Origin of the sequence: Rhodococcus sp. NPDC060176, assembly GCF_042728675.1 — a bacterium.
In the GTDB taxonomy this organism is placed as follows: Bacteria; Actinomycetota; Actinomycetes; order Mycobacteriales; family Mycobacteriaceae; genus Rhodococcus_F.
The window spans coordinates 385,229-408,321 of record NZ_JBHWYS010000005.1; the positions used below are offsets into that span (position 1 = coordinate 385,229).

Sequence of the window (23,093 nt, forward strand, 5' to 3'; positions counted from 1 at the left end):
TCGTGTGGTTGGGGGGGGGCCGTTATGTTTTTTTGGTGGCGGGGGGACCCGCCCGGTTTTGGGGGGGGCGCGGGTGGTGTTTTTCCACCTAAGCCCCGGCCCCACGGCATGTGAAGAGCCGTGAAACTCGTTACCATTGCATACAAGTCGTGACCGAGATCACTCTTACCCTCTTTCGGGGGTAGTGCAGGGGTGAGCCACATCACTACCTTTCCTCCTATCGACGGTGATGCCCACAGGGCGACACCATAGGACCACGGAGGAATCGAGTGACCACAGTCTCTCCCACAGGCGGCACCAGTGCCGCCGGCGCCGGGGGCGCGAGTGCCGCAGGTGCGACGCAACCCCCGCAGACCACCAGCGTGCGGCGCGTCGCCATCGCGAGTTGCATCGGCACGACCATCGAGTTCTACGACTTCTTCATCTACGGAACTGCTGCAGCACTTGTCTTTCCGACGGTGTTCTTCCCCGCACTCGGTGCCACCGCGGGAACTGTCGCATCGTTTGCGACCTTCGCAGTCGCCTTCATCGCCCGCCCCGTCGGCGCAATGTTGTTCGGACACTTCGGCGATCGCATCGGTCGCAAGAAGACTCTGATCTCGACGCTCCTGCTCATGGGCATCTCGACGCTGCTGATCGGCTTGCTGCCCGGTGCGGCAACTATCGGTGTCGCCGCTCCGATCATCCTGGTGCTCTTGCGATTCGGCCAAGGCTTCGCGGTCGGTGGTGAATGGGCAGGCGCAACCCTGCTTACCGCGGAATACGCTCCACCGGGCAAACGTGGTCTGTACGCGATGTTCCCGCAGCTCGGCCCCGCAATTGCCTTCGTGCTCTCGAGCAGTACCTTCCTCATCACCGGCGCTGTCCTCGGCGATACCAACCAGGCCTTCCTCGACTACGGCTGGCGTATTCCGTTCCTGTTCTCGATCGTGTTGGTCGGCATCGGCCTCTACATGCGACTCGCTATCGAGGAGACTCCGGTCTTCAAGGCGGAGCAGGCAGAGCGCGTCGCAGAGCAGAAGAACGAAGCACCTCGCACCCTCCCGTTCCTGGATGCCTGGCGGTTCCAGACCAAGGAGATCCTGCTCTCGGCCGGCGCCTTGGCTTGCCTCTTCGCGTTCTTCTACATGGGCACGGCATTCCTCACGAGCTACGGAACCAAGACTCTCGGCTTCTCCCGCCCGTTCGTCCTGTCGGTCGGTATCGCTTCCGCCTTCGTTTTCGGTGCGGCGATCATCGTCTCCGCTCTGTACTCGGACCGCATCGGGCGTCGCAAGGTCATCATGATCTCGTGTGGTCTGGCCGTCGTCTGGGCTCTCGTGCTGTTCCCGCTCCTCGACACGGGATCGCCGATCGCCTTCGTCATCGGAATGTTCGGCACGCTGATGATCTTCGGAATCGCCTACGGCCCCTGCGGTGCGCTGCTTCCGGAAATGTTCCAGACCCGCTACCGCTACACCGGTGCCGGCCTCGGCTACAACCTCGCCGGAGTGCTCGGTGGCGCAGTGCCGCCGCTGATCGCCGCACCACTGGCCTCGGCCTACGGGAGCATGGCCATCGGAGTCATGCTGGCGATCCTGGGTGTGCTGAGCCTGATCTGCACGTGGGCGCTTGTCGAGACCAAGGATCACGCGCTGTAACCACTGTGCGCCTTTATTAACCGCCGGCGGTTAACAAAGGCGCACAGCAGGCGGGTGGGGTGTCCGGACTTCAGACAGTTACGGCCACCCCACACCGGGAAGTATGTCGTGCATCACACCGAATCGAGTAAATTCGTAGATGAGAGGGTCCGCTGCGGCGGCCCCTCTCATAGGTGCCTGAACAGGTAACCGGAGAGGACAGAACACATGAGTACCCCGCTGCCCAGCTATACGTCCGGAGTATGGGACGGTCCGATGCTGGGCGACACCATCGGAGACAACCTGGATCGCACGGTTGCCGCGCACGGTGACCGTGATGCGTTGATCGACCATGCCAGCGGTCGACGATGGACGTACCGGGAGTTCGCCGAGCAGGTGAACGGGCTCGCTGCCGGACTTCTTTCCCATGGTGTGGGGAAGGGTGATCGGGTAGGGATGTGGGCTCCGAACTGTCCGGAATGGACGTTCACGCAATACGCGACGGCAAAGATCGGGGCGATCCTGGTCAACATCAACCCGGCGTACCGCTCGCACGAGTTGCAGTACGTGCTCGAGCAGGCCGGGATCTCGACGCTGGTGTCTGCGCCGAGCTTCAAGTCTTCGGATTACGCGTCGATGATCGAGACGGTGCGGCCGCAGTGCCCCGATCTGACGTCTGTGATCCTGCTCGGTTCACCCGAGTGGGACTCAGTGCTTGCAGACGGGTTGGCGGCGCAGTCAAACGATCCGGCTCCGCTCGCCGCTGCCCAAGCCGCATTGTCAGCCGACGACGCGATCAACATCCAATACACCTCGGGCACTACCGGTTTCCCGAAGGGCGCGACGCTCAGTCACCACAACATCCTCAACAACGGCTACTTCGTCGGCGAGTTGTGCCACTACAGCGAGGTGGATCGGGTGTGCATCCCGGTGCCGTTCTACCACTGCTTCGGCATGGTGATGGGCAACCTTGCGTGCACCACTCACGGTGCCGCCATGGTCATTCCGGGTCCGGCGTTCGATCCGCGTGCTTCGCTCGAAGCTGTTCAGGCCGAAAAGTGCACATCCCTCTACGGCGTTCCGACGATGTTCATCGCAGAGTTGGCCTTGCCGGACTTCGAGAGCTTCGATCTGTCGAGCCTTCGCACCGGCATCATGGCCGGTTCACCCTGCCCGGTCGAGGTGATGAAGCAGGTCATCGATCGCATGGGGATGGCAGAGGTGTCCATCTGCTACGGAATGACGGAGACGTCGCCGGTGTCGCTGCAGACTCGCTCGGACGATTCGATCGAGCAGCGCACCGAAACGGTCGGACGGGTGGGGCCGCACCTCGAGATCAAGATCGTGGATCCGGCAACCGGATTGACGGTACCGCGCGGCGAACCTGGTGAGCTGTGCACACGTGGGTACTCGGTCATGCTCGGTTACTGGGAGAACCCGGAGAAGACCGCCGAGGCGATCGACGCTGCCAGGTGGATGCATACCGGAGACATCGGAGTGATGGACGAGGCCGGGTACGTCGCTATCACCGGACGCATCAAGGACATGGTCATCCGCGGTGGTGAGAACGTCTATCCGCGAGAGATCGAGGAATTCCTCTACACCCACCCCGACATTCTCGATGCTCAGGTCATCGGTGTACCCGATGCAAAGTACGGCGAGGAATTGATGGTGTGGGTCCAGATGCGCGAAGGCGCAGACGATCTGGACGCCGATTCGGTCCGTGCATTCTGCACCGGCAAGCTCGCGCACTACAAGATTCCGCGGTACGTCCACGTCGTGGACGAGTTCCCGATGACAGTCACGGGCAAGGTTCGCAAGATCGCGATGCGAGAACAGGCGATCGAATTGATCGGTCAGGCCTGAGAGTATGTCCGCGAACCCAGGGGAGCGTGAGCCGGTACGCCCCGAGATCGCGCTCTCCTGGAAGCGTTCTCGACTCAGTGGCCTCGACCCGTCGTCGGCCATCGCCGTGGACACCGAGGAACAGGACGGCGAATCTCGTCTGCTTCGGGCCGCCGCACCTGTGCTCGACGAGGTTTCGCAACAGATCGCGGGCACCGGGTTCTGTGTCCTGCTGGCCGATCGGGACTGCCGAGTGGTCGCCTCGGTGTACTCCGACAGTCGAGTCGAGCGGACGATCGAGCGGTTGGGCGTAGTCAACGGTTCACGCTTCGGCGAAGAGCACGCTGGTACCAACGCGCTCGGTACGCCGCTCGAGGTCGGACGCAGTGTGGTGATCCACGGTGACGAGCATTTCCTCGACAGCCTCAAGGGATTGAGCTGCTACGGGCAGCCGATCCTGCATCCCGTCACCCGCCGCGTCGAGGGAATTCTCGACATGACCGGCGTTGTCTCGCAGGCCAACCCACTGTTCGCGCCATTCCTTGCGCGTGCGGCAGCGGACATCGAGAAGCGACTGCTCGAGGGCTCGAAAGCGTCGGAGCAGCGACTGGTCGACGCATTCCAACGAGTTTCGCATCAGCGTCACATTGCCGTTGCGGCTATCGGCGACGACATCCTGCTGAGCAATCGAACCGCCCTCGACCTGCTGGACACTGCTGATCACGTGTCGCTCCGTTCCTTGATCGCCGACCTCAACCCGGATCAATCACGATTGGTGACAGTCGAATTGGCGTCCGGTGCGCTGGCGCGAGTTCAGGCCGACCGGATTTCCGGGGCGGACGGCGGGGCGCTCTTCCTGGTCGAACCACTCCAGCGTGAACGGGCGCCGATCCGTAGAACTCATGAGCGGGCCCCGTCTCCGGGCGAACGACTGCGCCGAGACTTGGTGCGAGCGCGGGCTGGTTCTGCCGCCGTGGCGATCTCGGGTGAGGCGGGTTCGGGCCGAACCTCGGCAGCATCGGACGTCGTCGGCAGCATCGACGCGAGTTGGCTCGATGCCACGCGGATTGCATTCGACGGACGTGAGCAATGGGTTACCGATCTTGTGCGAGCCGCCCGTAAGCGTTCGGGCGTCGTCGTGATCGAACAGGTGCAACTTCTTCCCGATTCGGTGTTGCCGCTGGTTGCAGACCTGATCGACGCGAGCGCCGAGGGGCCGCGGATCGTGCTGACCAGCGGCGCGGTAGCGGATCTACCGCCGACCATCGCATCGCTCATCTCGCGTTGTGCTTCCAGGGTTGTCATAGCCCCACTGCGTGAGCGACAAGCAGAGATCGCCGAGTTGGCGCAGGCGATGTTGGAAGGGATCTCGCCCGAACTGAGGTTGACCGCCAGTGCTACCGAAGCGCTCGCGGCGGCCAGTTGGCCGGGCAATCTGGCCGAGTTACGCGTCGTGCTGCATCGTGCCTCAGGCGATCGCTCCAACAACCGCATCGACGTCGCCGATCTGCCCGAGGACTACCGCACCACCACCAAGGTGTCGCGGTTGGCGGGGCGGGAGAAGGCCGAGCGTCAGGCGATCATCGGAGCGTTGAAAGACTGCGGCGGCAACAAGGTTCACGCGTCGGCGCAGCTCGGCATCAGCCGAAGCACTCTCTACACTCGTATGCGGGCGCTGGACATCACTGTGTAGTTCGCTGTCCGATTCCAGTTGTACAAAGTTCGGACAGTTAGCACCCTCGGAAGCGCGGAAGTATGGCGTGCATCACATTCGCACCTCACTACTTCAGGGGAGTTTCCGATGACGGCAGTAGCCGAACACACCATCAGTTCCGCGGTACAGGGTTTCCTGAACGGACCGAAGAAGCTCTACATCGGCGGTGAATTCGTCGACGCCGCTTCGGGTCAGACCTTCGCGACGTACAACCCGGCTGACGGACAGAAGCTCGCAGACGTGGCACACGGACAGGCCGAAGACATCGACCGCGCAGTGCGCGCCGCTCGCACGGCCTTCGAAGACGGCCCCTGGTCACGCATGAAGGCAAACGAGCGCGAGCGGATGATCTGGCGCGTCGGCGACATTCTCAGTGCCCGCGCCGAAGAGTTCGGTCAGCTCGAAGCTCTCGACAACGGCAAGTCCGTTGCCATCGCCACCGCCGTCGACGTGGCTTGGGCCGCAGACGTATTCCGCTACTACGCAGGCTGGGCCACCAAGATCGAAGGCAGCACGGTCAACGTGTCGATGCCATTCTCTCCGGGCGGCGAGTTTCATGCATACACACTGCGTGAGGCGATCGGCGTCTGCGGACTGATCGTCCCGTGGAACTTCCCGCTGCTCATGTCGTCGTGGAAGCTCGCACCCGCGCTCGCTGCCGGCAATACCGTGATCCTCAAGCCCGCAGAGCAGACCCCGCTCACCGCACTTCTTCTCGCAGAGGTATTCGAAGAAGCCGGCTTCCCGCCTGGCGTCGTGAACATCGTTCCCGGATTCGGCGATGCCGGCGCTGCACTGTCCGGGCACGACGACGTGGACAAGGTCGCGTTCACCGGTTCTACCGAGGTGGGCAAGAAGATCGTCGACGCTGCCAAGGGCAATCTGAAGAAGGTCACGCTCGAGCTCGGTGGCAAGAGCCCCAACATCGTGTTCGCCGACGCGGATTTCGATTCCGCGGTGGAGGGTTCGCTCAACGCGTGGCTGTTCAACCACGGACAGTGCTGCGTTGCGGGCACTCGCCTGTACGTCGAGGACACCATCTTCGAGAAGTTCACCGAGGCAGTGGCACACGCTGCGAGCCAGGTCAAGATCGGGCCCGGCCTCGACCCCACCACCCAGCTCGGACCGCTGGTCTCGCAGGAGCAGTTCGACAAGGTCACCGGCTACCTCCGTGAGGGAATCGCCGACGGCGCACGCGCACTGACGGGCGGCAACCGCTGGGGTGATCAAGGCTACTTCGTCGAGCCCACAGTCTTCGTCGACGTCAAGCCTGAATTCTCCATCGTCCAGGAGGAGATCTTCGGACCGGTCGTGGCAGCGCTGCCGTTCAACGCGGACGACGGACCGATCACTGCCGCAAACGATTCCATCTACGGCCTCGCTGCGGGCATCTGGACCCGGGACATCTCCAAGGCGCATCGCACGGCAAAGCGTCTGAAGGCCGGCTCGGTGTGGATCAACCAGTACAACGGCTTCGACACCGCAATGCCCTTCGGCGGATACAAGCAGTCCGGCTGGGGCCGCGAGCTCGGCGCTTCGGCCATCGATCTCTACACCCAGACCAAGGCCGTCAACATCGCCCTCTGACCGACCTCATCGCTCATTCTCTCGTCCGACAATCAAGGAGATCACCAGTGAAGACCAAAGCTGCTGTACTGCTCGAGCCCGGAAAGCCTTTCGAGATCATGGAACTCGACCTCGACGGACCGGGTGTGGGTGAGGTACTGATCAAGTACACCGCGGCCGGACTGTGCCATTCGGATCTGCACCTGACCGACGGTGATCTCCCGCCGCGTTATCCGATCGTCGGCGGACACGAGGGCTCGGGCATCATCGAAGAGGTCGGCCCTGGCGTCACGAAGGTCAAGCCGGGCGATCATGTCGTGTGTAGTTTCATTCCCAACTGCGGCACCTGTCGCTACTGCTCGACCGGTCGCCAGAACCTGTGTGACATGGGCGCCACCATCCTCGAAGGTTCCATGCCCGACGGGTCCTTCCGTTTCCATGGCAACGGTCTGGACTTCGGCGGAATGTGCATGCTCGGAACATTTTCCGAGCGGGCCACCATCTCGCAGCACTCGGTTGTCAAGATCGACGACTGGCTTCCGTTGGAGACCGCAGTGGTCGTCGGTTGCGGTGTGCCGTCGGGCTGGGGCACCGCCGTCAACGCCGGTAACCTTCGCGCCGGTGACACCGCGGTGATCTACGGCATCGGTGGTCTCGGCATCAACGCGGTCCAGGGTGCTGTTTCGGCTGGTTGCAAGTACGTAGTGGTGGTCGATCCGGTTGCTCTCAAGCGTGACACCGCACTGAAATTCGGTGCCACGCATGCCTTTGCAGACGCCGAGAGTGCGGCTGCCAAGGTCAACGAGCTGACCTGGGGACAGGGCGCCGACGCTGCGCTCATCCTTGTCGGCACCGTCGACGAGGACGTCGTCAGTGCAGCGACGGCAGTGATCGGTAAGGGTGGCACCGTGGTGATCACGGGACTCGCCGACCCTGCCAAGCTGACCGTTCACGTGTCGGGTACCGACCTGACCCTGAATCAGAAGACGATCAAGGGCACGCTGTTCGGTTCGATGAACCCGCAGTACGACATCGTACGACTGCTGCGTCTCTACGATGCCGGCCAGCTCAAGCTTGACGAACTGATCACCAACACCTACAGCCTCGAAGACGTCAACAAGGGCTACCAGGATCTGCGTGACGGCAAGAACATCCGTGGCGTGATCATTCACGACAAGTAGGACAACTGCTGTGCGCCTTTATTAACCGCGGGCGGTTAATAAAGGCGCACAGCACTATTTCTTGGCTTTCGACAAAATCTGCATCAACTGAAGTAGCGCCGAGAACTTCGCGAACACCGAGCGCGAGACCACCGGACCGAAAGCGGCGGAGTCTGTCGCATCGAATGCGTCGAGTAGATCCCGGAAGCTTTCGATCTGCTTGATCATCGCGTCGAGATCGACATGTGCAACGGCGTCGGCCTCGCGCAGAGCGAGCAGGTACTGCGGCGCCGTCACCAAGGCGACTGCCGGGATCTTCCGCTCGAACAGTGGTTCGCCCTCACCGAAATGAATGACCGGTCCTGGTGCCACGATTCGGCGATCGCCCGCTCCGATGTCGCGCCACAGCGGTGCAACGATGTTGTGTACTTCTCGGCTCGTCGCGTAGAGCAGTTCCGGTTCCGGAGTGGTCTCCAACGTATAGCTGCCGGTCGAGTTGTCCTCGGTGTCACCCAGTGCGCCGAGGTGCTCGATTGCGATCCCCGCTACTGCGCGCGACTGTCCGGCTTCGCCCTTCCACATCTCGGGGTGCGCTTCGAGCCAGGTGGACGTTGCCTGTCCGTGCTTGGACACCGCTGGAATACGAAGGTGGCCAGTCGTCAGGACAAAAACGTACGACCGTCGATGCGGCTGCGCGACGGCGTGGCGCGCCAACGCCAACATTCCCAGATGGCCGTTCTCCTCGACGCCGTTTGTTCCGTCACTGTGAGTGATGAGCAGAATCGTCTCTTCGGGTGAGGTTCCGGGGGACACTGCCCACACCGTGTCAGTCCGGATGTCCGGATGCAGAGTCGCGTCCAGTACCAGAGTCGCCCGCTGACCGGAACGAGCTGCAGCGACAACCTTCGCGCCCTCGTCGCCGGCCACCCAGACGGCGGGGATGTCGTGATATGGCTGCGTGAACGGAAGATATTGTCCCAGTGCGTTGTCCGGAGCGATGTCACGCCACACCGCGATCACGCCGAGGACACCGGCCTTGCGGGCCTTGTCTAGCTTCGGGCCCAGAAGTGTTGCGGAGAGAACCGGATTTCGAAGTGTCTCGTCGGTGGCGATCGGGCCCCACTCGCTGACCAGTAGCTTGCGGGGAAGATCGATGTGCGGGACCTCGATCACTGCGATCGCGCCCTTGGCCGCCGACCACTTGGGGCGTCGCGCGCTGACGTAGACCAGGGGAGCGGAGATTCCCTGTGGCCCGGTCAATCCGGAGTAGGGAAATGCGGACGAAACGCTGATCGGTCCCGTCGGCAATTCGATGCGAAGCCCCTCAGATGTGTCCGGTAGATCCCAGCGTTCGAAAGTGTGTGAATCACGCCGGACGTCGAGGCCCAGTTCGGTCAGTTCGTTCGCGACTTCTTGCACCACAGCGTGGTGTGAAGGCGATCCAGTCAATCGTGGACCCAGTGCGTCGAGTCGTTGTTGGCCGGCAAGGAGGAGATCGCGATCGACGGCCTGGCCGTGATTCATGGGATTGCCTTTCGTACTACGTGGCGTCTGCTCTGGTGAGGCGCCTGCCCGTGTCGTGTCCACGGTACCGAGCGGTCTGAAAACGAGACGAAGGCGCGTCGGATATGCCGTTTTCGCAGATATACCGGGTGCCAACGGGCCGATCGGTCCGTACCGTATGACCTTGGCACCGAAAGACTCCGTGTTCTTCGGACAGACCAGTCCACGGCGAGAGAGGCCTACGTTGGCTACGTATCTTTACAGGTTGGGGAAGTTTGCTTTCCGCCACAAGTATCTTGTGGTGGCCGCGTGGATCATCGTGATCGCGGTGGTGGGGGGCGCAATCAGCGCCACAAATCCGACGTTCTCCAAAGAATTCAATCTTCCGGGCACTGATTCCCAACGTGCGACCGAGTTGATGAACGAGAACTTCGCAGCGGCAGCCGAGCAGCAAACTCAGGCGTCGACCAGTATTCTCATCGCGGCAGACGACGGACTTGCCGCACACAGCGATCAGATCGACCAGTTGATCGCGCAGGCGAAGACGTTGCCGGACATCGTCGATCCCGAGAAGATCGTCAACCCGGTGACTCTCGCGGAGGCCAATCCGGCGGTGGCGTCGGCCGTTCTCGGGGACAACGGCAAGGTCGGGCTGATCCAGCTCAATCAGTCGATTCGCATCGAGGATCAGACGCAGGCCAACAAGACGGCGTTCCTCGACCTGATGGCAAAATTCCGCACCGGTGGCCTGCAAGTCGAAGGCACCGGCTCCATGATGCAGGTGCAGGCCGCAGGCGGTCTGTCGGAGATGCTCGGCTTCGCGGTGGCGTTCATCGTGATGATCGTGGCGTTCGGCGCGCTCATTGCGGCTTTCATTCCGTTGTTCACCGCAATTCTGGGAATTGCGCTGGCCACTCTGACGGTCACACTCGGTTCGGGCTTCTTCGACATCAACGAAGGCGTCACAGGAATCGTCACGATGATCGGCATCGCAGTCTCGATCGACTACGCGTTGTTCATCGTTTCGCGCTACCGCAGTGAGCTCAATTTGGGCGGAACGAGGGAAGCAGCAGTCGGGCGCGCAGTGGGTACTGCCGGTTCGTCCGTCGTCTTCGCCGGCCTGACGGTTGTGGTCGCGCTGGCAGCCCTGGCGGTAGTCGGGGTTCCGATGATCACCCAGATGGGAATCTCTGCAGCGGTTGCCGTCATCATCGCCGTCCTCGGCGCAATCACGTTGATCCCGGCTGTCCTGGGTATCTTCGGCCGATTCGCGTTCTCGCCTCGTATCCCCGGGCTTCGCCACGGTGACGAGCCCGAGACGATGGAATCCAACGGTCATCGCTGGGCCAAGATAGTCACCAAATACCCGTGGCCGATCGCTGGTGCTGCTCTGGTTCTCCTGGTGATCGCGGCTATTCCGATGACCAAGCTCGAACTCGGACTCTCCTTCACTCAGGACGAAGAGCGACCGGCGCTGGCCCTACTGCAACGAGGGTTCGGTGAAGGCGTCAACGGTGAGTTGTTCGTCGTGCTCGATGCACCCGACGGTACCGACATCACCGCGATTGCCGAAGGCACTGTCGCGCACATCAAGGGCCTCGACAACGTCGCAACGCCGGATCAGCTGATGTGGGTCGGAAACGGACCGGACGCGGCAAACCCGATGGCGGGCGCCAACTCTGCCCTGATCGCCGTCACCCCGCAGATGTCACCGAGTGGACCCGAAACCCACGAACTGATGAATCAGATCCGCGACTACGGATCGACGGTGAAGTCGGAGGGAGCTGAACTCGGTGTAGCGGGTCAAACCGCGATCGTTGCCGACATGTCGTCGAAGCTCAGTTCCGCGCTCATCCCTTATCTGATCGTGGTGGTCGGGCTGGCGTTCATCATCATGATGGTCGTCTTCCGCTCGATCCTGGTGCCGCTGACCGCAACTCTCGGATTCCTGTTCTCCGTCTGTGCGACCTTCGGCGCCACGGTGGCGATTTTCCAAGAAGGCGACTTCGGGCTGATCGAGCACACTCAACCCATCATCTCGTTCCTGCCGATCTTCATGATCGGTGTGGTGTTCGGGTTGGCGATGGACTACCAAGTGTTCCTCGTGACGAGAATGCGCGAGGAATACGTGCACGGATTGTCGGCCAAGGATGCCATCATCTCCGGCTACACCCATGGTGCTCGCGTGGTCGCGTCGGCGGCCATCATCATGATCTCCGTGTTCGGCGCATTCATGCTGTCCTCGGAGACGACAAGCAAGATGATGGGCTTCGGTCTCGCGGCGGCAGTCTTCTTCGACGCCTTCATCATCCGCATGATCGTGATCCCTGCGGTCATGTCGATTCTCGGTGATTCGGCGTGGAAGTTGCCCGCGTGGCTCGACAAGATTCTGCCGAACGTCGACATCGAGGGTGAAGCGATTCGGCGGATTCCGATCGATCCAGACCCGGACTCCGATCCAGACCCGAATAAGGTTCCTGTCAGGGTGTAAGCACTCAGGTCGTGAAACGAACGGGGTGCCGGTTGCAGAGCAACTGGCACCCCGTTCATTTGTGTCTGGATGGCGCTGACACAAATAGGAAACCATCCGGTTGGTAACAGAAATTGCTGTGATCGCGACAGGACTTCCAGAGGCGACGCGCACCGGGGGCGAGCCGTGACGATGACTGTGAGGACTCGTGCCGAACGAGCAAACCGATTCGAAGCGTGCGGAGACGTGGACCTTCGCGTTGACGGTCGTCTCCCTGATCGCCGGCGGCACAGTGGTTGCCGGGTTCGTGGATCGGTGGAGTGGCTCGGAGTCCGACAACATCTCGGTAGCTGCATCGACGTCTGTCAGCGTGACGTCTACGCCGGACGGTGGGTTCGCCGAAGACGCACCTGAATTCTCGTACGTCACGCCGACCGCGGTGTACCCGACCACCATTCCGGGTTGTGAGAGCGTCGAAGCGCCAGAGGAGGATTCGTTCTTCTCCTATATTCTGGACGGATCCAACACGTACGACGATCCACGCTTTCCGTGGTTCTCGAGCGCCAAGGCAGCAGCGATGTCTGACGCGGTCAAGCAGGCGCTGCCGCACGACGTCGAGCTGAAGTTCGCCAGCCCGGGCAATTCGCTCCAGTTCGGGCCGATCTATGCGCCTTCGAACACAGATGGCCTGCCCGAGGGGTTCTCGCTCGAGGATCTGGCGTCCACCACTGCGTCCGGGACGCTGGTTCGGGACGGGAAGATCGGCGCGCTCAGCCTGATGCTGCACTCGAGTTCTGATCCGATCCCATCGTGTGTTGCGGGGTCGCTCGTCGAACGTCGGGTGCTGGCCGACCAGTCTGTGGTGGACCTGCAGGATACGTGGAGCGAAACCAATGGTGTACGCACTCTTGGTCGGTCGGCGATGCTGTACGGAGTCGACGGGACCCGTATTCAGGCGTATGTCAACGACACGAACAACGACGGAGCTCGGGACGCCGAGAGTTCCGGCGTGGTGCCACTGACGCTCGACGAACTTGCGACCCTTGTCGAGATGCCACAGCTGCGAATCACCGCGCCTATTCCACCAGACACTGCTCCGCTTCAGATTGATTGCGGCGGTTGGGCGGACGAGTCATCTGGGCGGGAACTGGATCGAGGAATCGTCGACGCGCTCGGTGAAGCGCTCCGATCGGGTTGGCGCGCAGCACCGCCAGACGCGCCTGACCTCGGCAGTCAGCTGGGTGATCTGGTTCTTGCCGAAAACGACACCACCACCGCGTGCCAGGATCTCGTTGCACGGTCGGGCGGCAACGAGTCGCGCCTCAGCATCTCGATTACCAGTGGGCAGCCGCTTCCTACGCCTCCGAACAAGTACGACCCTTCTTACGACGGGCACCCGCTCTCGATGGTGACCGCCGAGGACGGGTCCGTGATCGAACATGATGAGAGTCGCTGGGAGAATGTCCACAGGTCTGTAGTAGTTACCCATCCCGGTGGGACGCGAGTAACGGTGAGCTCGTCGGCCGAGGCACCGAACGTGCCGATGACGTTCGAGCAGTTGGAATTTCTCGCGACGACCGACGGGCTGGAGATTCGATGACCACCAGATTCTCCCCGAAAACGCGCCTTCGAGTCGCGGCCGCCGCTGCCGTGGTCACCGTCACCGCCGCCGTCGCCACGGTGGTTACGTCGACGAATTCCGAACCGACAGCGGCCTCGTCGCCGTTGTGGAGCGTCGAGGCCTCCGAGATTCTCGGACGCGAGTTCGCGATCTTTCGGAGCCCACTTGTCGGCACCGAATTCAACATGGACATGGGCGGATTCATCGACGCCGGATCACTCGTGGTCACGATGATCGGTATGCCGGATCGTCAGGCGTATTCGTTGGACGACGCAGAATTGGTCGGATTGGACGCCGAAGACGGCACAGTTCGTTGGCGCGCGTCGGCGGTCGACATCGGTGGTTGCTCCGAGACTCTGCTCGGCAGTTCGGTGCTGTGTTTCTCCGGGCCGTACGTATCCGGTGGTTCGTACTCGCTGTTCGACATCGAGACGGGAGAGCGGCGAGACATCAAGACGCCGTGGTCGCCGATCATCGCGGTTGTCTCAGGCGACACCGTCCTTGCGCTCGAAGGGGATATCGAGAGCAACGACGTTCGCGTGCACAGCGGAACCGTCGACGATCCGGAAGCGAACTGGTCCAAAGCGTTCGACATCGGCGGATCGTGGGAGGCCGGATATGCCGATCCGGTGATGTCGGTTCACGGCGACCTCGGTGTGATCGCTCTCGACGAGTCCTTGGGATTCGACCTGAAGACCGGCGAACAGCGGTGGGTACACGGTTACTCCACCTGTTCGACCGCGCACACATCGTCGGACGGTGTGACCTTGGTGTCGGACGGCGGTTGCGAAGGCAACGGTCGCCCGACAAGTGAGTACGCACTCGATCAGAACGGGCGCGAGTTCGCCAGGACGGACGAACTGCCCTCGGAGTCCTCGCACTACGGTGGGCGATACAGTCGAGATGAACCTGTCGGCGGATCGACTCCGATCATTTTGGGACACAGCGGTTTCGACCGGAAGTCCGGCGAGAAATTGTGGTCCAACAGTGAAGTCTTCGACACCGCACAGTCGTTGGCGGTGATCGGCAACGTGGTCGCCGTGACCCGTTCCGGTTCCGAGCCCGAGGTCCAGTTCGTGGACCTGCTCACTGGTGAGGTCCTGTGGCGATCGAATGCCGAGCGCGCCGGAGAGATTATCTGGCACGGAGATGTCGTCATCGAAGAGGGCAATGTTTTCGGAACGGATGTCATGACGGGTCAACGGAGTTGGGAGGTCCACGTCGACCATGACGGGGACGACGAGTTCACCCCCTGGGCGATGCCGAGCGAGCTGTGGGCAGGGGACAAGGTGCTGTTGCGTTCCAGTGAAGACCGCATCACGGCGTTGAAGGTGTCGTGAGATCCGGTGTGGTGCATGTCCGTCAATACACTCGGATAAGCGCTCGGTACTCGGCGGTCAGCGGCCCGAACGGTCATCGATGAGCGGGTTTCGGTGTACCTCGTGGAGGACACGGCGGACTTTTGTGCGCATCAGCAACGAGGGGGTCTCTGCTGCACTGTCACTTCGCACCCGTAGTGAATAGCGAGGCTGGATTGGCTACTGGTTGACCGGCATGATTCGTCCTTGCGATTTGCCGAACAAGCGTCTGAACTCAAAACGCTCCTGCTCGAAATTGTATGCACGGTATATCGGCCATGCCAAGGCGTGGACAACTGTGTCCAGCCGGATCAGGAACTTGAAGCGCCAATTCATGACGTTGTGGAGTCGAAGGACCGATTCAGAAGCGCGGTTGTACTTCGAGTATTCGCGCGGAGGTGTTTCTCCCCGCCTCCCCGATGTTTCGACGCGCATGGAGTCGCACTGTCCGATTGTCAACCCGATCTTCTGGAGACATATCGAGAGATCCATGTCTTCGTGAATGTCAGTGCGCTCGCTCAAATTCTTCCGCACTTCTAGCCACGCTGATCTTTTCACGGCCATGTTCGCTCCGGTAGCAGCTAGCACTCGGCGATCATGATTGAACTTTCCACGTCGAATTTGTCGGTCAAGTGCGAACCGGTGGACGCGCGAGAAAGGGGATTCGAAGAGGTATGTGACGCCCGCAACGGCGCAGTGGGTGGAGTTGGGGCCGAGGAATTCGCAAATCGCGGCCGCCCATCCGGTCTGGACCCGGGTGTCGGCGTCGATTCGGCCGACCAGTTCACAAGAAGACGCGTCAAAACCCGCATTTCGGGCATGCACAACACCTTGGCGTGACTCGAAGATATATCGAACTTTTTCGTGTGACCCTGCGTAGCGTTCTATTATCGAGGCGGTTCGGTCGGTGGAGTTGTTGTCGACTATCAAGATTTCATCGATTGTGTCACCTTGCGCGAGCAGACGGTCAATGCAGTCCGCGATTCCTGCCTCTTCGTTAAACACAGGTACAACGACCGACAATATATTTCGGTGAGGATTCTCAGTCGATTGCTTTGGGGACGTCACAATCGTTCCTGAGGTTTACGGTTCGGGTGAATCTTCACAAAATAACGGTATCAATCAATTTTTCACCTTCAAAATCGTGGCACTCGGGTAGGTACGCCATGCCGAAACGGCCGCATGGCTACTGGTGTACGATTTGTTCTTTTTGTTGAGATTCTTGTTTGTAAAATTGCAGGTAGCGGGATATCTGATCGATAAGAGGGCTGTGGCGGCGCCGGCTGTCGGTCGATGTGTGGGCCGTCGTTCGAGTGCCAGAACTTATGCCGTATCTCACGCATTCCATACCGTGGTGGATGACTTGATGAGACGGACTGCCCGACTGTTTGGCCTCGGCGTAGGTTTACTGCGAGATTCAGATCGAACTATGCCGAACGGCCTTCCCGTGCGGATCGACTTCCCCGAGCGATGGAACGTCTTCGCCCCCGTGTACTCGGCGCATGAGCTCGTCGTCGAGTTGCCAACCGCCGTCGGTAAGGTATTCAAGATTCCACTGATCAATGGCGCAATGCGACGGGTGATCGTCGAAGAGGTTGTCGACCTCGCCCTCGCGGCCGAATTGTCGTCGATGGTGACCGGGCATCGGTATACCTCGACCAGTTGTCGGCGAACGATCGTGTGGATCAGCTACGAGACCGTATTCTGCACTATCACTTCGAATCTGCGGTGATTATCGAAATCGATGGGCTACTGGTGAACCGGCATGATTCGACCCTGCGATCTGCCAAACAAGCGCCTGAACTCCAGGCGCTCCTGCTCGAAGTTGTAGAGGCGGTAAACGGGCCACACGAGCGCGTGGAGCATCGAGTCGCCCCAGATTGTCAGTTTGAGGCGCCAATTCATGATGTTGTGAAGGTGCAAAACCGATTCGGATGCCTGGTTGTACTTCAGGTACTCCAACGGAGGGGTTTCACCGCGTCGACCGGACGTTTCTGCTCGCATGTCGGCGATCTGACCGATCGTCATCCCTTCCTTCCGAAGGCACAGTGAAAGGTCGATATCTTCGTGGATGTCCGGCCGGTCGCTGACTCGCTCGCGGACGGCCAGCCATGCGCTTTTTCTGATCGCCATGTTTGCTCCGGCGACAGCAAGTACTTGACGTTCGCAATCGAACTTTCCCTGCTTGACCTGACGGTCCAGTGCGAAACGGTGGATTCGGGCAAACGGCGATTCGAAGAGATAGGTGAGTCCGGCGACCGCTGAATGCGCAGTGCTGCGCTGGAAGAAACCTTTGACCGCACGGGCCCATCCCGGTTGGACCCGCGTGTCTGCGTCGATCCGACCGATGATGTTGCCGGTCGAGGCGTCGAAGCCGGCGTTCCGCGCATGAACGACGCCTTGCCGGGCCTCGAAGACATATCTCACTCGGTCGTGCTTCTCGGCGAACTTGTGAATGATCGATGCGGTGCTGTCCGTCGAGTTGTTGTCGACGACCAGAATCTCGTCGATTTCGGACTGGATCAGTAAGCGCTCGATGCAGTTCGAAAGGGAGTTTTCTTCGTTGAATACTGGAACAACCACGGAGAGTCGATTAGTGGACAAGTGTTCAATTTCTTGCATGGACTCGGTCACTTGGCTCCTTTGCTGGGCAATTAGTCCAGTCCTTCGCAAAGGTTACGATAGCAATGGGTGTCCGTTTCGGCAATTTGGAGTGGTGAGATTTCGGTCATTTTTGCAAATGCCCACTCCGTCGAGGAGTCGACATAAGTGCAGCTAGATGCGCGTTTCTGTGTTCGGAAGAATGGTTTCCGCAATGTTTGATTCTTTGCTCACTCGAGTCTGTTTGTCGGCTGAACAGTGGACTTTAGTCCTTCTATTTTCGGCAAACATAATGCTGGCAGTTCGCTGATCTTCGGATCTGAACAATGGCAACCGCGTAGCAATATTGAGATAGTGGAGGATGCTTTCCCTGGTGCCGAGTTAGCCCAGCGCACGTGGAATATCTGTGAATTCACCAGTCCTTAGTCGGCAAGCTCGCCACCCCCTGCAAATATTTGCGTTCGGGCGTGCTGGTCTGAGTATTCCGGTCAAGTACGTCCCCGCGAACCTTCAGCACCGATTCCGACGCGCAGCCGGTGGTCACCATCTCCTCAACGGGGCACGGCGCCCTCGGCTTCGGGTGCCGGAACAGTTTTCCCGGTGATCGGATCGACTTCCTCGAGCGGTGGAACGTCTTCTCCGTCGAGCACTCGGCGCATGCGCTCCTTGTCGAGCTGCCCCTCCCAATTGGCGACCACGAAGGTTGCGACACAGTTCCCGAGCAGGTTCACCGACACCCGCATCGAGTCCATGATTCGATCGGCGCCCAGTAGGAGGGCGACTGCGGCGACCGGAATTGCGCCGTGACCGATTGCGGCCACAGTGGCGGACAGCGCCAGGAAGGACGATCCCGGTACCCCTGCCATTCCCTTCGACGTGAGCATCAGTACCAGGACGGCAGTGATCTGTTCACCGAGTGTCAGATCCACGCCGAGTGCCTGAGCCAGAAACAGCATGCAGATCGACAGGTACAGCGTCGCGCCGTCGAGATTGAACGAGTAGCCGGTTGGCACCACCAATCCTGTTGTCGTGCGCGAGCATCCGGCGTTGGTGAGCTTGACCATGATTCGGGGCAGAACTACTTCGGTCGACGCCGTTCCCAACGCGAGGAAGAGTTCGTCCTTGATGTACTTGACGAACTTCCACAGGTTCACGCCCGCGAAGTACCTGACTATCGCGGCCAGGATGAGGATGAACAGGACGGCGGCGAGATAGCATGCGGCGATCAGCTTTCCGTAACTTCCGAGCGAAGCGATCCCGTACTGGCCGACGATGTACGCCATCGCGCCTAGAGCGCCCAACGGCGCCAGTCGCATGATCCAGCCGATGATCGTGAAGAACAGATGACTCAGACGATCGACGAGTTCGAACACGATGGGTGGGCCGCTCTCGCCCGCCTTGGCCAAGGCGAGCCCGAACAGTACGGCGAAGAAGAGGACTTGGAGAAGTGCGTTCTCGGCGAAGGCCGAAACTATCGACACCGGAATGATGTTGAGCAGAAACTCGACGGTGTGGGGGAGTTCGCCACTTCCGGTTTTCGCGGCGACGGCGTCCGCCCCGTTCGCCAGTGTCTCCGGATCGATGTTGAATCCCGCACCTGGTTTCATCAGGTTGCCGATGAGGAGTCCGAACAGAAGCGCGAAGGTGGTCACGACCTCGAAGTAGATGAGCGCCTTGACACCAATGCGTCCCACCGCTTTCAGGTCGCCGACGTGGGCGATCCCGATCACGACGGTGCAGAAGATGATCGGAGCGATCAGCATCTTGATCAGCTTGATAAACCCGTCGGCAAGGGGCTTGAGATTCGCGCCGAATTCCGGCCACAACCAGCCGATGAGGACGCCGATGACGATAGCGGCGATCAGTTGCACGAACAGTGATCGGTACCAGGGCGGCTTGTTGGCGAGTCGCGCGAGCTCGCTGTTCGGCAGTTTTACGGAAGTGGCCATGGACGAGAACGGTAGGTCTGCTTGATTGCGAAAGAATAACTCGCGAATGTCCTGCGTGTAACACGTCCAGGTTGCATCTCGGACAACAATTCGGTCAACAAGCGACAGTTGTGTGTGACTGTGGTTATTGTTTCCCTGAGCGGTGATCTTCCGTCCGCGTGCATGCACGACGTGTGAGAGGGGCTGTCATGGGGCAAATTATCGGAACCATCATTTTCGGCGCAGTCATCGGAATCCTGGCTCGTCTCGTACTGCCAGGTAAGCAGCAGTACGGCATGATCGTCACCGTCGTGCTGGGTATCGCCGGAGCGCTTATCGGGTACTGGGTCTGGGGAGCGATCTCGGACAAGGGCGACACGGGTGGAATCGACTGGATCCGCTGGATCATCAGCATCGCCGCGGCGGCCGTGCTCTCGATCGGCTACAGCGCCGTCACTGGCAAGAAATAGCAAGCCAACGCAATTCGCGAAGTGCGCCCTCCCGAAGTTCGGGAGGGCGCACTTTTGGTTTGCCCTAGTTGTCTGACCCCAGATGTGAGCGAACGGCACTCTCGTCGCCTCAGATGCGCCGAAAGGCGCGTTCGCTCAGGGGAGGGGGACCGAATTCAGAGCGCCCGTCGCTGAAGATGCAGCGCCTCGAGGAACTGCGCCGGCAGATCCTGCTCGAGGATTTCGTCGTCAGGATGCGGTAGCGCTTTGATTTTCGCGAACTCGTCGTTGAGGCGTTCCATCTTGACGTCGAGGCGGTGTGCCGCGGCAGCAGCCTCGGTGAGTTCGTCGAGGAGTTCGACGGGGACCTCGCGGTTGTACTTGTAATATATCTTGTGCTCGAGGCTTGCCCAGAAATCCATCGCGATGGTGCGGATCTGGAGTTCGATCGGTACGTGCCGGACGCGGTCGCTCATGAAAACCGGGACCTCGACGATCAGGTGCAAGCTCTTGTAGCCGTTGGGTTTCGGATCGGCGATGTAGTCCTCGCGCTCGATCACCCGAAGGTCCGTCTGGCTGGTGAGCATCTCGGCTATGCGGTACGTGTCGGAAATGAAACTGCAGGTGATGCGTACTCCGGCGATGTCGAAGATGTTCTTCGAGATGTCGTCGATCGTGAGCGGGATGTTCAGTCGTTGAGCCTTACGCAGGATGCTGTCCGGCGACTTGACCCGTGACGTCACGTGTTCGATGGGGCTGTACTGATTGATGTGAGTGAACTCGTCCTTGAGGATGTTCACCTTGGTCATCAGTTCGGAGATTCCGAATTGGTACAACATCATGAAGCGGGAGAACTCGGTCCGCAGTTCGGCGAAATCGGCTCTGCTGACCCCACTGCTGTCTTCCACGTTCGGCACCCTCATCTGTTAGCTGGTGTAACCAGTCTGCCACCGATTGTGCCGTGTCCTGTTTCAGTGGGTGCGCAGTGCGGCGAGCGTCATATCTCGCAGGACGCGCCGTGCGCGTGCCGGCGAAGCTGGGTTGGCGCTGTGTGGGGTCGAGTTGATCAGACCGAAGGTGGCATGCGCTTTGATTCGTGCGTCCGCCTGATCGAGGTGGGGATCGAGTTGCTCGAGCACCCCGACCCAGACCTCGACGTACTTGCGCTGCGTCTGGCGTACCTGTCGACGCGCGTCGGCCGGCAGGCTTTCGAGGTCGCGGTCCTGGATGCGGATCAGGTCCGGCTCGCCCAGTGCGAAGTCGAGGTGGAACTCCACCAATGCGTCGAGAGCGGCGCTCGGTGAGTCCGCTGCCTCCGCTGCCGCAGAACCGCCTTCGTGCAGGCGCGTGCTGATGCCGACGAGAAGTTCCACGAGGACGGCATCCTTGTTGGGGAAATGCCGATACACGGCCGGGCCGCTGATGCCGACGGCCGCGCCGAGGTCTTCGAGTCGCACACTCACGAATCCGCGCTCGGCGATCAACCGGGCGGCGGCGTCCAAGAGTTGACGTCGACGGTCGGCCTTCATCTGATCGCGTCGCGTCGGAGCTGCTACCTGCTCAGAGGTCATTCTCTCGATCTTTCTTCGCTTGTGTTCTGGACAACTCAGTTAATCATAGTTAATCTAGTTTCAGTTATCGAGCATTAACTCATGGCGAAGGCGGCGGGATGACTCCCAGTGGAATCACGCAAGGATCGGGCTACCGGTCCGATCACACCGTTCTGGTGGACGAACTGAAGAAGAAACTGGCGCAAGCAGCGCTGGGTGGCAACGAGCGCTCTCGCGAGCGTCACGTGAGCAGAGGGAAGTTGCTGCCGCGCGATCGCGTCGACTCGCTGCTCGACCAGGGCAGCCCGTTCCTCGAGTTGTCCCCATTGGCGGCCAATGGCCTGTACGACGACGAGTGCCCCGGCGCCGGCGTCATCACCGGTATCGGCCGTGTGTCGGGTCGTGAGTGCGTCATCGTTGCCAACGACGCGACGGTCAAGGGCGGCACCTACTACCCGATGACGGTGAAGAAGCACCTGCGCGCGCAGGAAGTTGCGCTGCAGAACAACCTTCCCTGCATTTACCTCGTCGACTCCGGCGGCGCCTTCCTGCCGCGCCAGGATGAGGTCTTCCCGGACCGTGAGCACTTCGGCCGGATCTTCTACAACCAGGCGACCATGAGCGCCAAGGGGATTCCCCAGATCGCCGCAGTTCTCGGTTCGTGCACCGCGGGCGGCGCCTACGTGCCCGCGATGAGCGACGAAGCAGTGATCGTCCGCAACCAGGGCACCATCTTCCTCGGCGGCCCGCCGCTGGTGAAGGCTGCCACCGGTGAGATCGTCACGGCCGAAGAGCTCGGCGGTGGCGACCTGCACTCCAAGGTTTCCGGCGTCACCGATCACCTGGCCGAGGACGACCGCGACGCACTTCGGATCGTGCGCAACATCATTGCCACACTCGGCCCCCGCTCCGAGCGCCCGTGGGACGTCATCTCCACGGTTCCGCCCGTCGCCGACCAGCGCGAGCTGTACGACGTCGTTCCGACCGATCCCCGTACTCCGTACGACGTGCACGAGGTCATCACCAAGCTCGTTGACGGTGGCGCGTTCCAGGAGTTCAAGGCTGAATACGGCAAGACGCTCGTCACCGGTTTCGCCCACATCGAGGGCCATCCGGTCGGCATCATCGCCAACAACGGCGTTCTCTTCGGCGAATCCGCCATGAAGGGTGCACATTTCATCGAACTGTGCGACAAGCGCAGTGTGCCGCTGCTGTTCCTGCAGAACATCGCGGGCTTCATGGTGGGACGCGACTACGAGGCCGGCGGCATCGCCAAGCACGGCGCCAAGATGGTCACGGCAGTTGCGTGTGCACGAGTTCCGAAGCTGACGGTTGTCATCGGCGGCTCTTACGGCGCCGGCAACTACTCCATGTGTGGACGCGCGTATTCACCTCGCTTCCTGTGGATGTGGCCGAACGCGCGCATCTCGGTCATGGGCGGCGAGCAGGCAGCTTCGGTGCTCTCGACGGTTCGTAGTGACCAGCTCGACAGCGCGGGTAATCCGTGGTCGGCCGAGGACGAAGAATCCTTCAAGGCGCCGATCCGCGAGCAGTACGAGGCTCAGGGCAATCCGTACTACTCCACTGCGCGGCTGTGGGATGACGGTGTCATCGATCCCGCAGATACCAGAACTGTTCTCGGCCTGGCCCTTTCGGTGTGCGCAAACGCGCCGATCGAGCCGGTCTCCTACGGCGTCTTCCGGATGTGA

General features: G+C 60.9%; 17 protein-coding genes. 11 read left to right on the top strand and 6 right to left on the bottom strand.

Going from position 1 to position 23,093, the window contains the following annotated elements; translation table 11 throughout:
* Positions 1–269 precede the first annotated feature (269 nt).
* The 5 genes from ACFWEM_RS24395 (at position 270) to ACFWEM_RS24415 (ending at position 7,925) form a co-directional block, all read left to right on the top strand.
* A complete protein-coding gene (locus tag ACFWEM_RS24395; RefSeq protein WP_378447250.1) occupies positions 270–1,640 on the top strand; it encodes an MFS transporter in 1,371 nt (456 codons plus the stop codon).
* 207 nt (positions 1,641–1,847) lie between these two features.
* Entirely contained in the window at positions 1,848–3,485 is a 1,638-nt protein-coding gene (locus tag ACFWEM_RS24400) for an AMP-binding protein (protein WP_378537773.1), read from the top strand.
* A 4-nt stretch (positions 3,486–3,489) separates the two neighbouring features.
* Positions 3,490–5,157, top strand: a complete 1,668-nt coding sequence (locus ACFWEM_RS24405; RefSeq protein WP_378537775.1) for a sigma-54-dependent Fis family transcriptional regulator — start codon at positions 3,490–3,492, stop codon at positions 5,155–5,157.
* A 108-nt stretch (positions 5,158–5,265) separates the two neighbouring features.
* Positions 5,266–6,765, top strand: a complete 1,500-nt coding sequence (locus tag ACFWEM_RS24410; protein ID WP_019744236.1) for an aldehyde dehydrogenase family protein — start codon at positions 5,266–5,268, stop codon at positions 6,763–6,765.
* 47 nt (positions 6,766–6,812) lie between these two features.
* Complete coding sequence (locus ACFWEM_RS24415) at positions 6,813–7,925, top strand: NDMA-dependent alcohol dehydrogenase (RefSeq protein ID WP_378537777.1); 1,113 nt, start codon at positions 6,813–6,815, stop codon at positions 7,923–7,925.
* Positions 7,926–7,979: 54 nt separating this feature from the next.
* Here ACFWEM_RS24415 and ACFWEM_RS24420 read toward each other — a convergent pair whose 3' ends face one another.
* On the bottom strand, positions 7,980–9,428 hold the full coding sequence (locus tag ACFWEM_RS24420) for a hypothetical protein (protein ID WP_378537780.1): 1,449 nt from the start codon (positions 9,426–9,428) through the stop codon (positions 7,980–7,982).
* Between the two features lie 223 nt (positions 9,429–9,651).
* On the opposite strand from ACFWEM_RS24420, the gene ACFWEM_RS24425 reads away from it, so the two are divergent.
* The 3 genes from ACFWEM_RS24425 to ACFWEM_RS24435 all read left to right on the top strand — a co-directional run bounded on the left by ACFWEM_RS24425 (position 9,652) and on the right by ACFWEM_RS24435 (position 14,838).
* The gene (locus ACFWEM_RS24425) at positions 9,652–11,898 is read left to right on the top strand and encodes an MMPL family transporter (RefSeq protein ID WP_378537782.1); all 2,247 of its coding nucleotides are present in this window, start codon (positions 9,652–9,654) and stop codon (positions 11,896–11,898) included.
* A gap of 187 nt (positions 11,899–12,085) precedes the next feature.
* A complete protein-coding gene (locus ACFWEM_RS24430) occupies positions 12,086–13,477 on the top strand; it encodes a hypothetical protein (RefSeq protein ID WP_378537784.1) in 1,392 nt (463 codons plus the stop codon).
* Positions 13,474–14,838, top strand: a complete 1,365-nt coding sequence (locus ACFWEM_RS24435; RefSeq protein ID WP_378537786.1) for a PQQ-binding-like beta-propeller repeat protein — start codon at positions 13,474–13,476, stop codon at positions 14,836–14,838. The genes ACFWEM_RS24430 and ACFWEM_RS24435 overlap by 4 nt, the downstream gene beginning before the upstream one ends.
* Positions 14,839–15,036: 198 nt before the next feature.
* On the opposite strand, the gene ACFWEM_RS24440 is transcribed toward ACFWEM_RS24435, so the two are convergent.
* Positions 15,037–15,924 (bottom strand): glycosyltransferase, encoded by an 888-nt coding sequence (locus ACFWEM_RS24440; RefSeq protein ID WP_378537789.1) that lies wholly within the window; start codon positions 15,922–15,924, stop codon positions 15,037–15,039.
* A 361-nt stretch (positions 15,925–16,285) separates the two neighbouring features.
* On the opposite strand from ACFWEM_RS24440, the gene ACFWEM_RS24445 reads away from it, so the two are divergent.
* Positions 16,286–16,588, top strand: coding sequence for a hypothetical protein (locus ACFWEM_RS24445; RefSeq protein ID WP_054186885.1), 303 nt, complete (start codon positions 16,286–16,288; stop codon positions 16,586–16,588).
* Positions 16,589–16,605: 17 nt separating this feature from the next.
* Here ACFWEM_RS24445 and ACFWEM_RS24450 read toward each other — a convergent pair whose 3' ends face one another.
* Together ACFWEM_RS24450 and dctA are read right to left on the bottom strand one after the other, a co-directional pair.
* Positions 16,606–17,439, bottom strand: a complete 834-nt coding sequence (locus ACFWEM_RS24450; protein ID WP_230091115.1) for a glycosyltransferase family 2 protein — start codon at positions 17,437–17,439, stop codon at positions 16,606–16,608.
* A 569-nt stretch (positions 17,440–18,008) separates the two neighbouring features.
* Positions 18,009–19,406 (bottom strand): C4-dicarboxylate transporter DctA, encoded by a 1,398-nt coding sequence (dctA, locus tag ACFWEM_RS24455; protein WP_378537793.1) that lies wholly within the window; start codon positions 19,404–19,406, stop codon positions 18,009–18,011.
* 188 nt (positions 19,407–19,594) lie between these two features.
* Between dctA and ACFWEM_RS24460 the strand changes: the two genes are divergently transcribed.
* A complete protein-coding gene (locus ACFWEM_RS24460; RefSeq protein WP_003942027.1) occupies positions 19,595–19,855 on the top strand; it encodes a GlsB/YeaQ/YmgE family stress response membrane protein in 261 nt (86 codons plus the stop codon).
* Between the two features lie 155 nt (positions 19,856–20,010).
* On the opposite strand, the gene ACFWEM_RS24465 is transcribed toward ACFWEM_RS24460, so the two are convergent.
* Both ACFWEM_RS24465 and ACFWEM_RS24470 read right to left on the bottom strand, forming a co-directional pair.
* Positions 20,011–20,757, bottom strand: a complete 747-nt coding sequence (locus ACFWEM_RS24465) for a GTP pyrophosphokinase family protein (protein ID WP_019744227.1) — start codon at positions 20,755–20,757, stop codon at positions 20,011–20,013.
* Positions 20,758–20,805: 48 nt separating this feature from the next.
* Positions 20,806–21,405 (bottom strand): TetR/AcrR family transcriptional regulator, encoded by a 600-nt coding sequence (locus ACFWEM_RS24470; protein WP_378537795.1) that lies wholly within the window; start codon positions 21,403–21,405, stop codon positions 20,806–20,808.
* Between the two features lie 98 nt (positions 21,406–21,503).
* Here ACFWEM_RS24470 and ACFWEM_RS24475 point away from each other — a divergent pair, with 98 nt between their 5' ends.
* Positions 21,504–23,093 carry a carboxyl transferase domain-containing protein gene (locus ACFWEM_RS24475; RefSeq protein WP_378537797.1) on the top strand — a complete coding sequence of 530 codons (1,590 nt, stop codon included), beginning with the start codon at positions 21,504–21,506 and terminating at the stop codon, positions 23,091–23,093.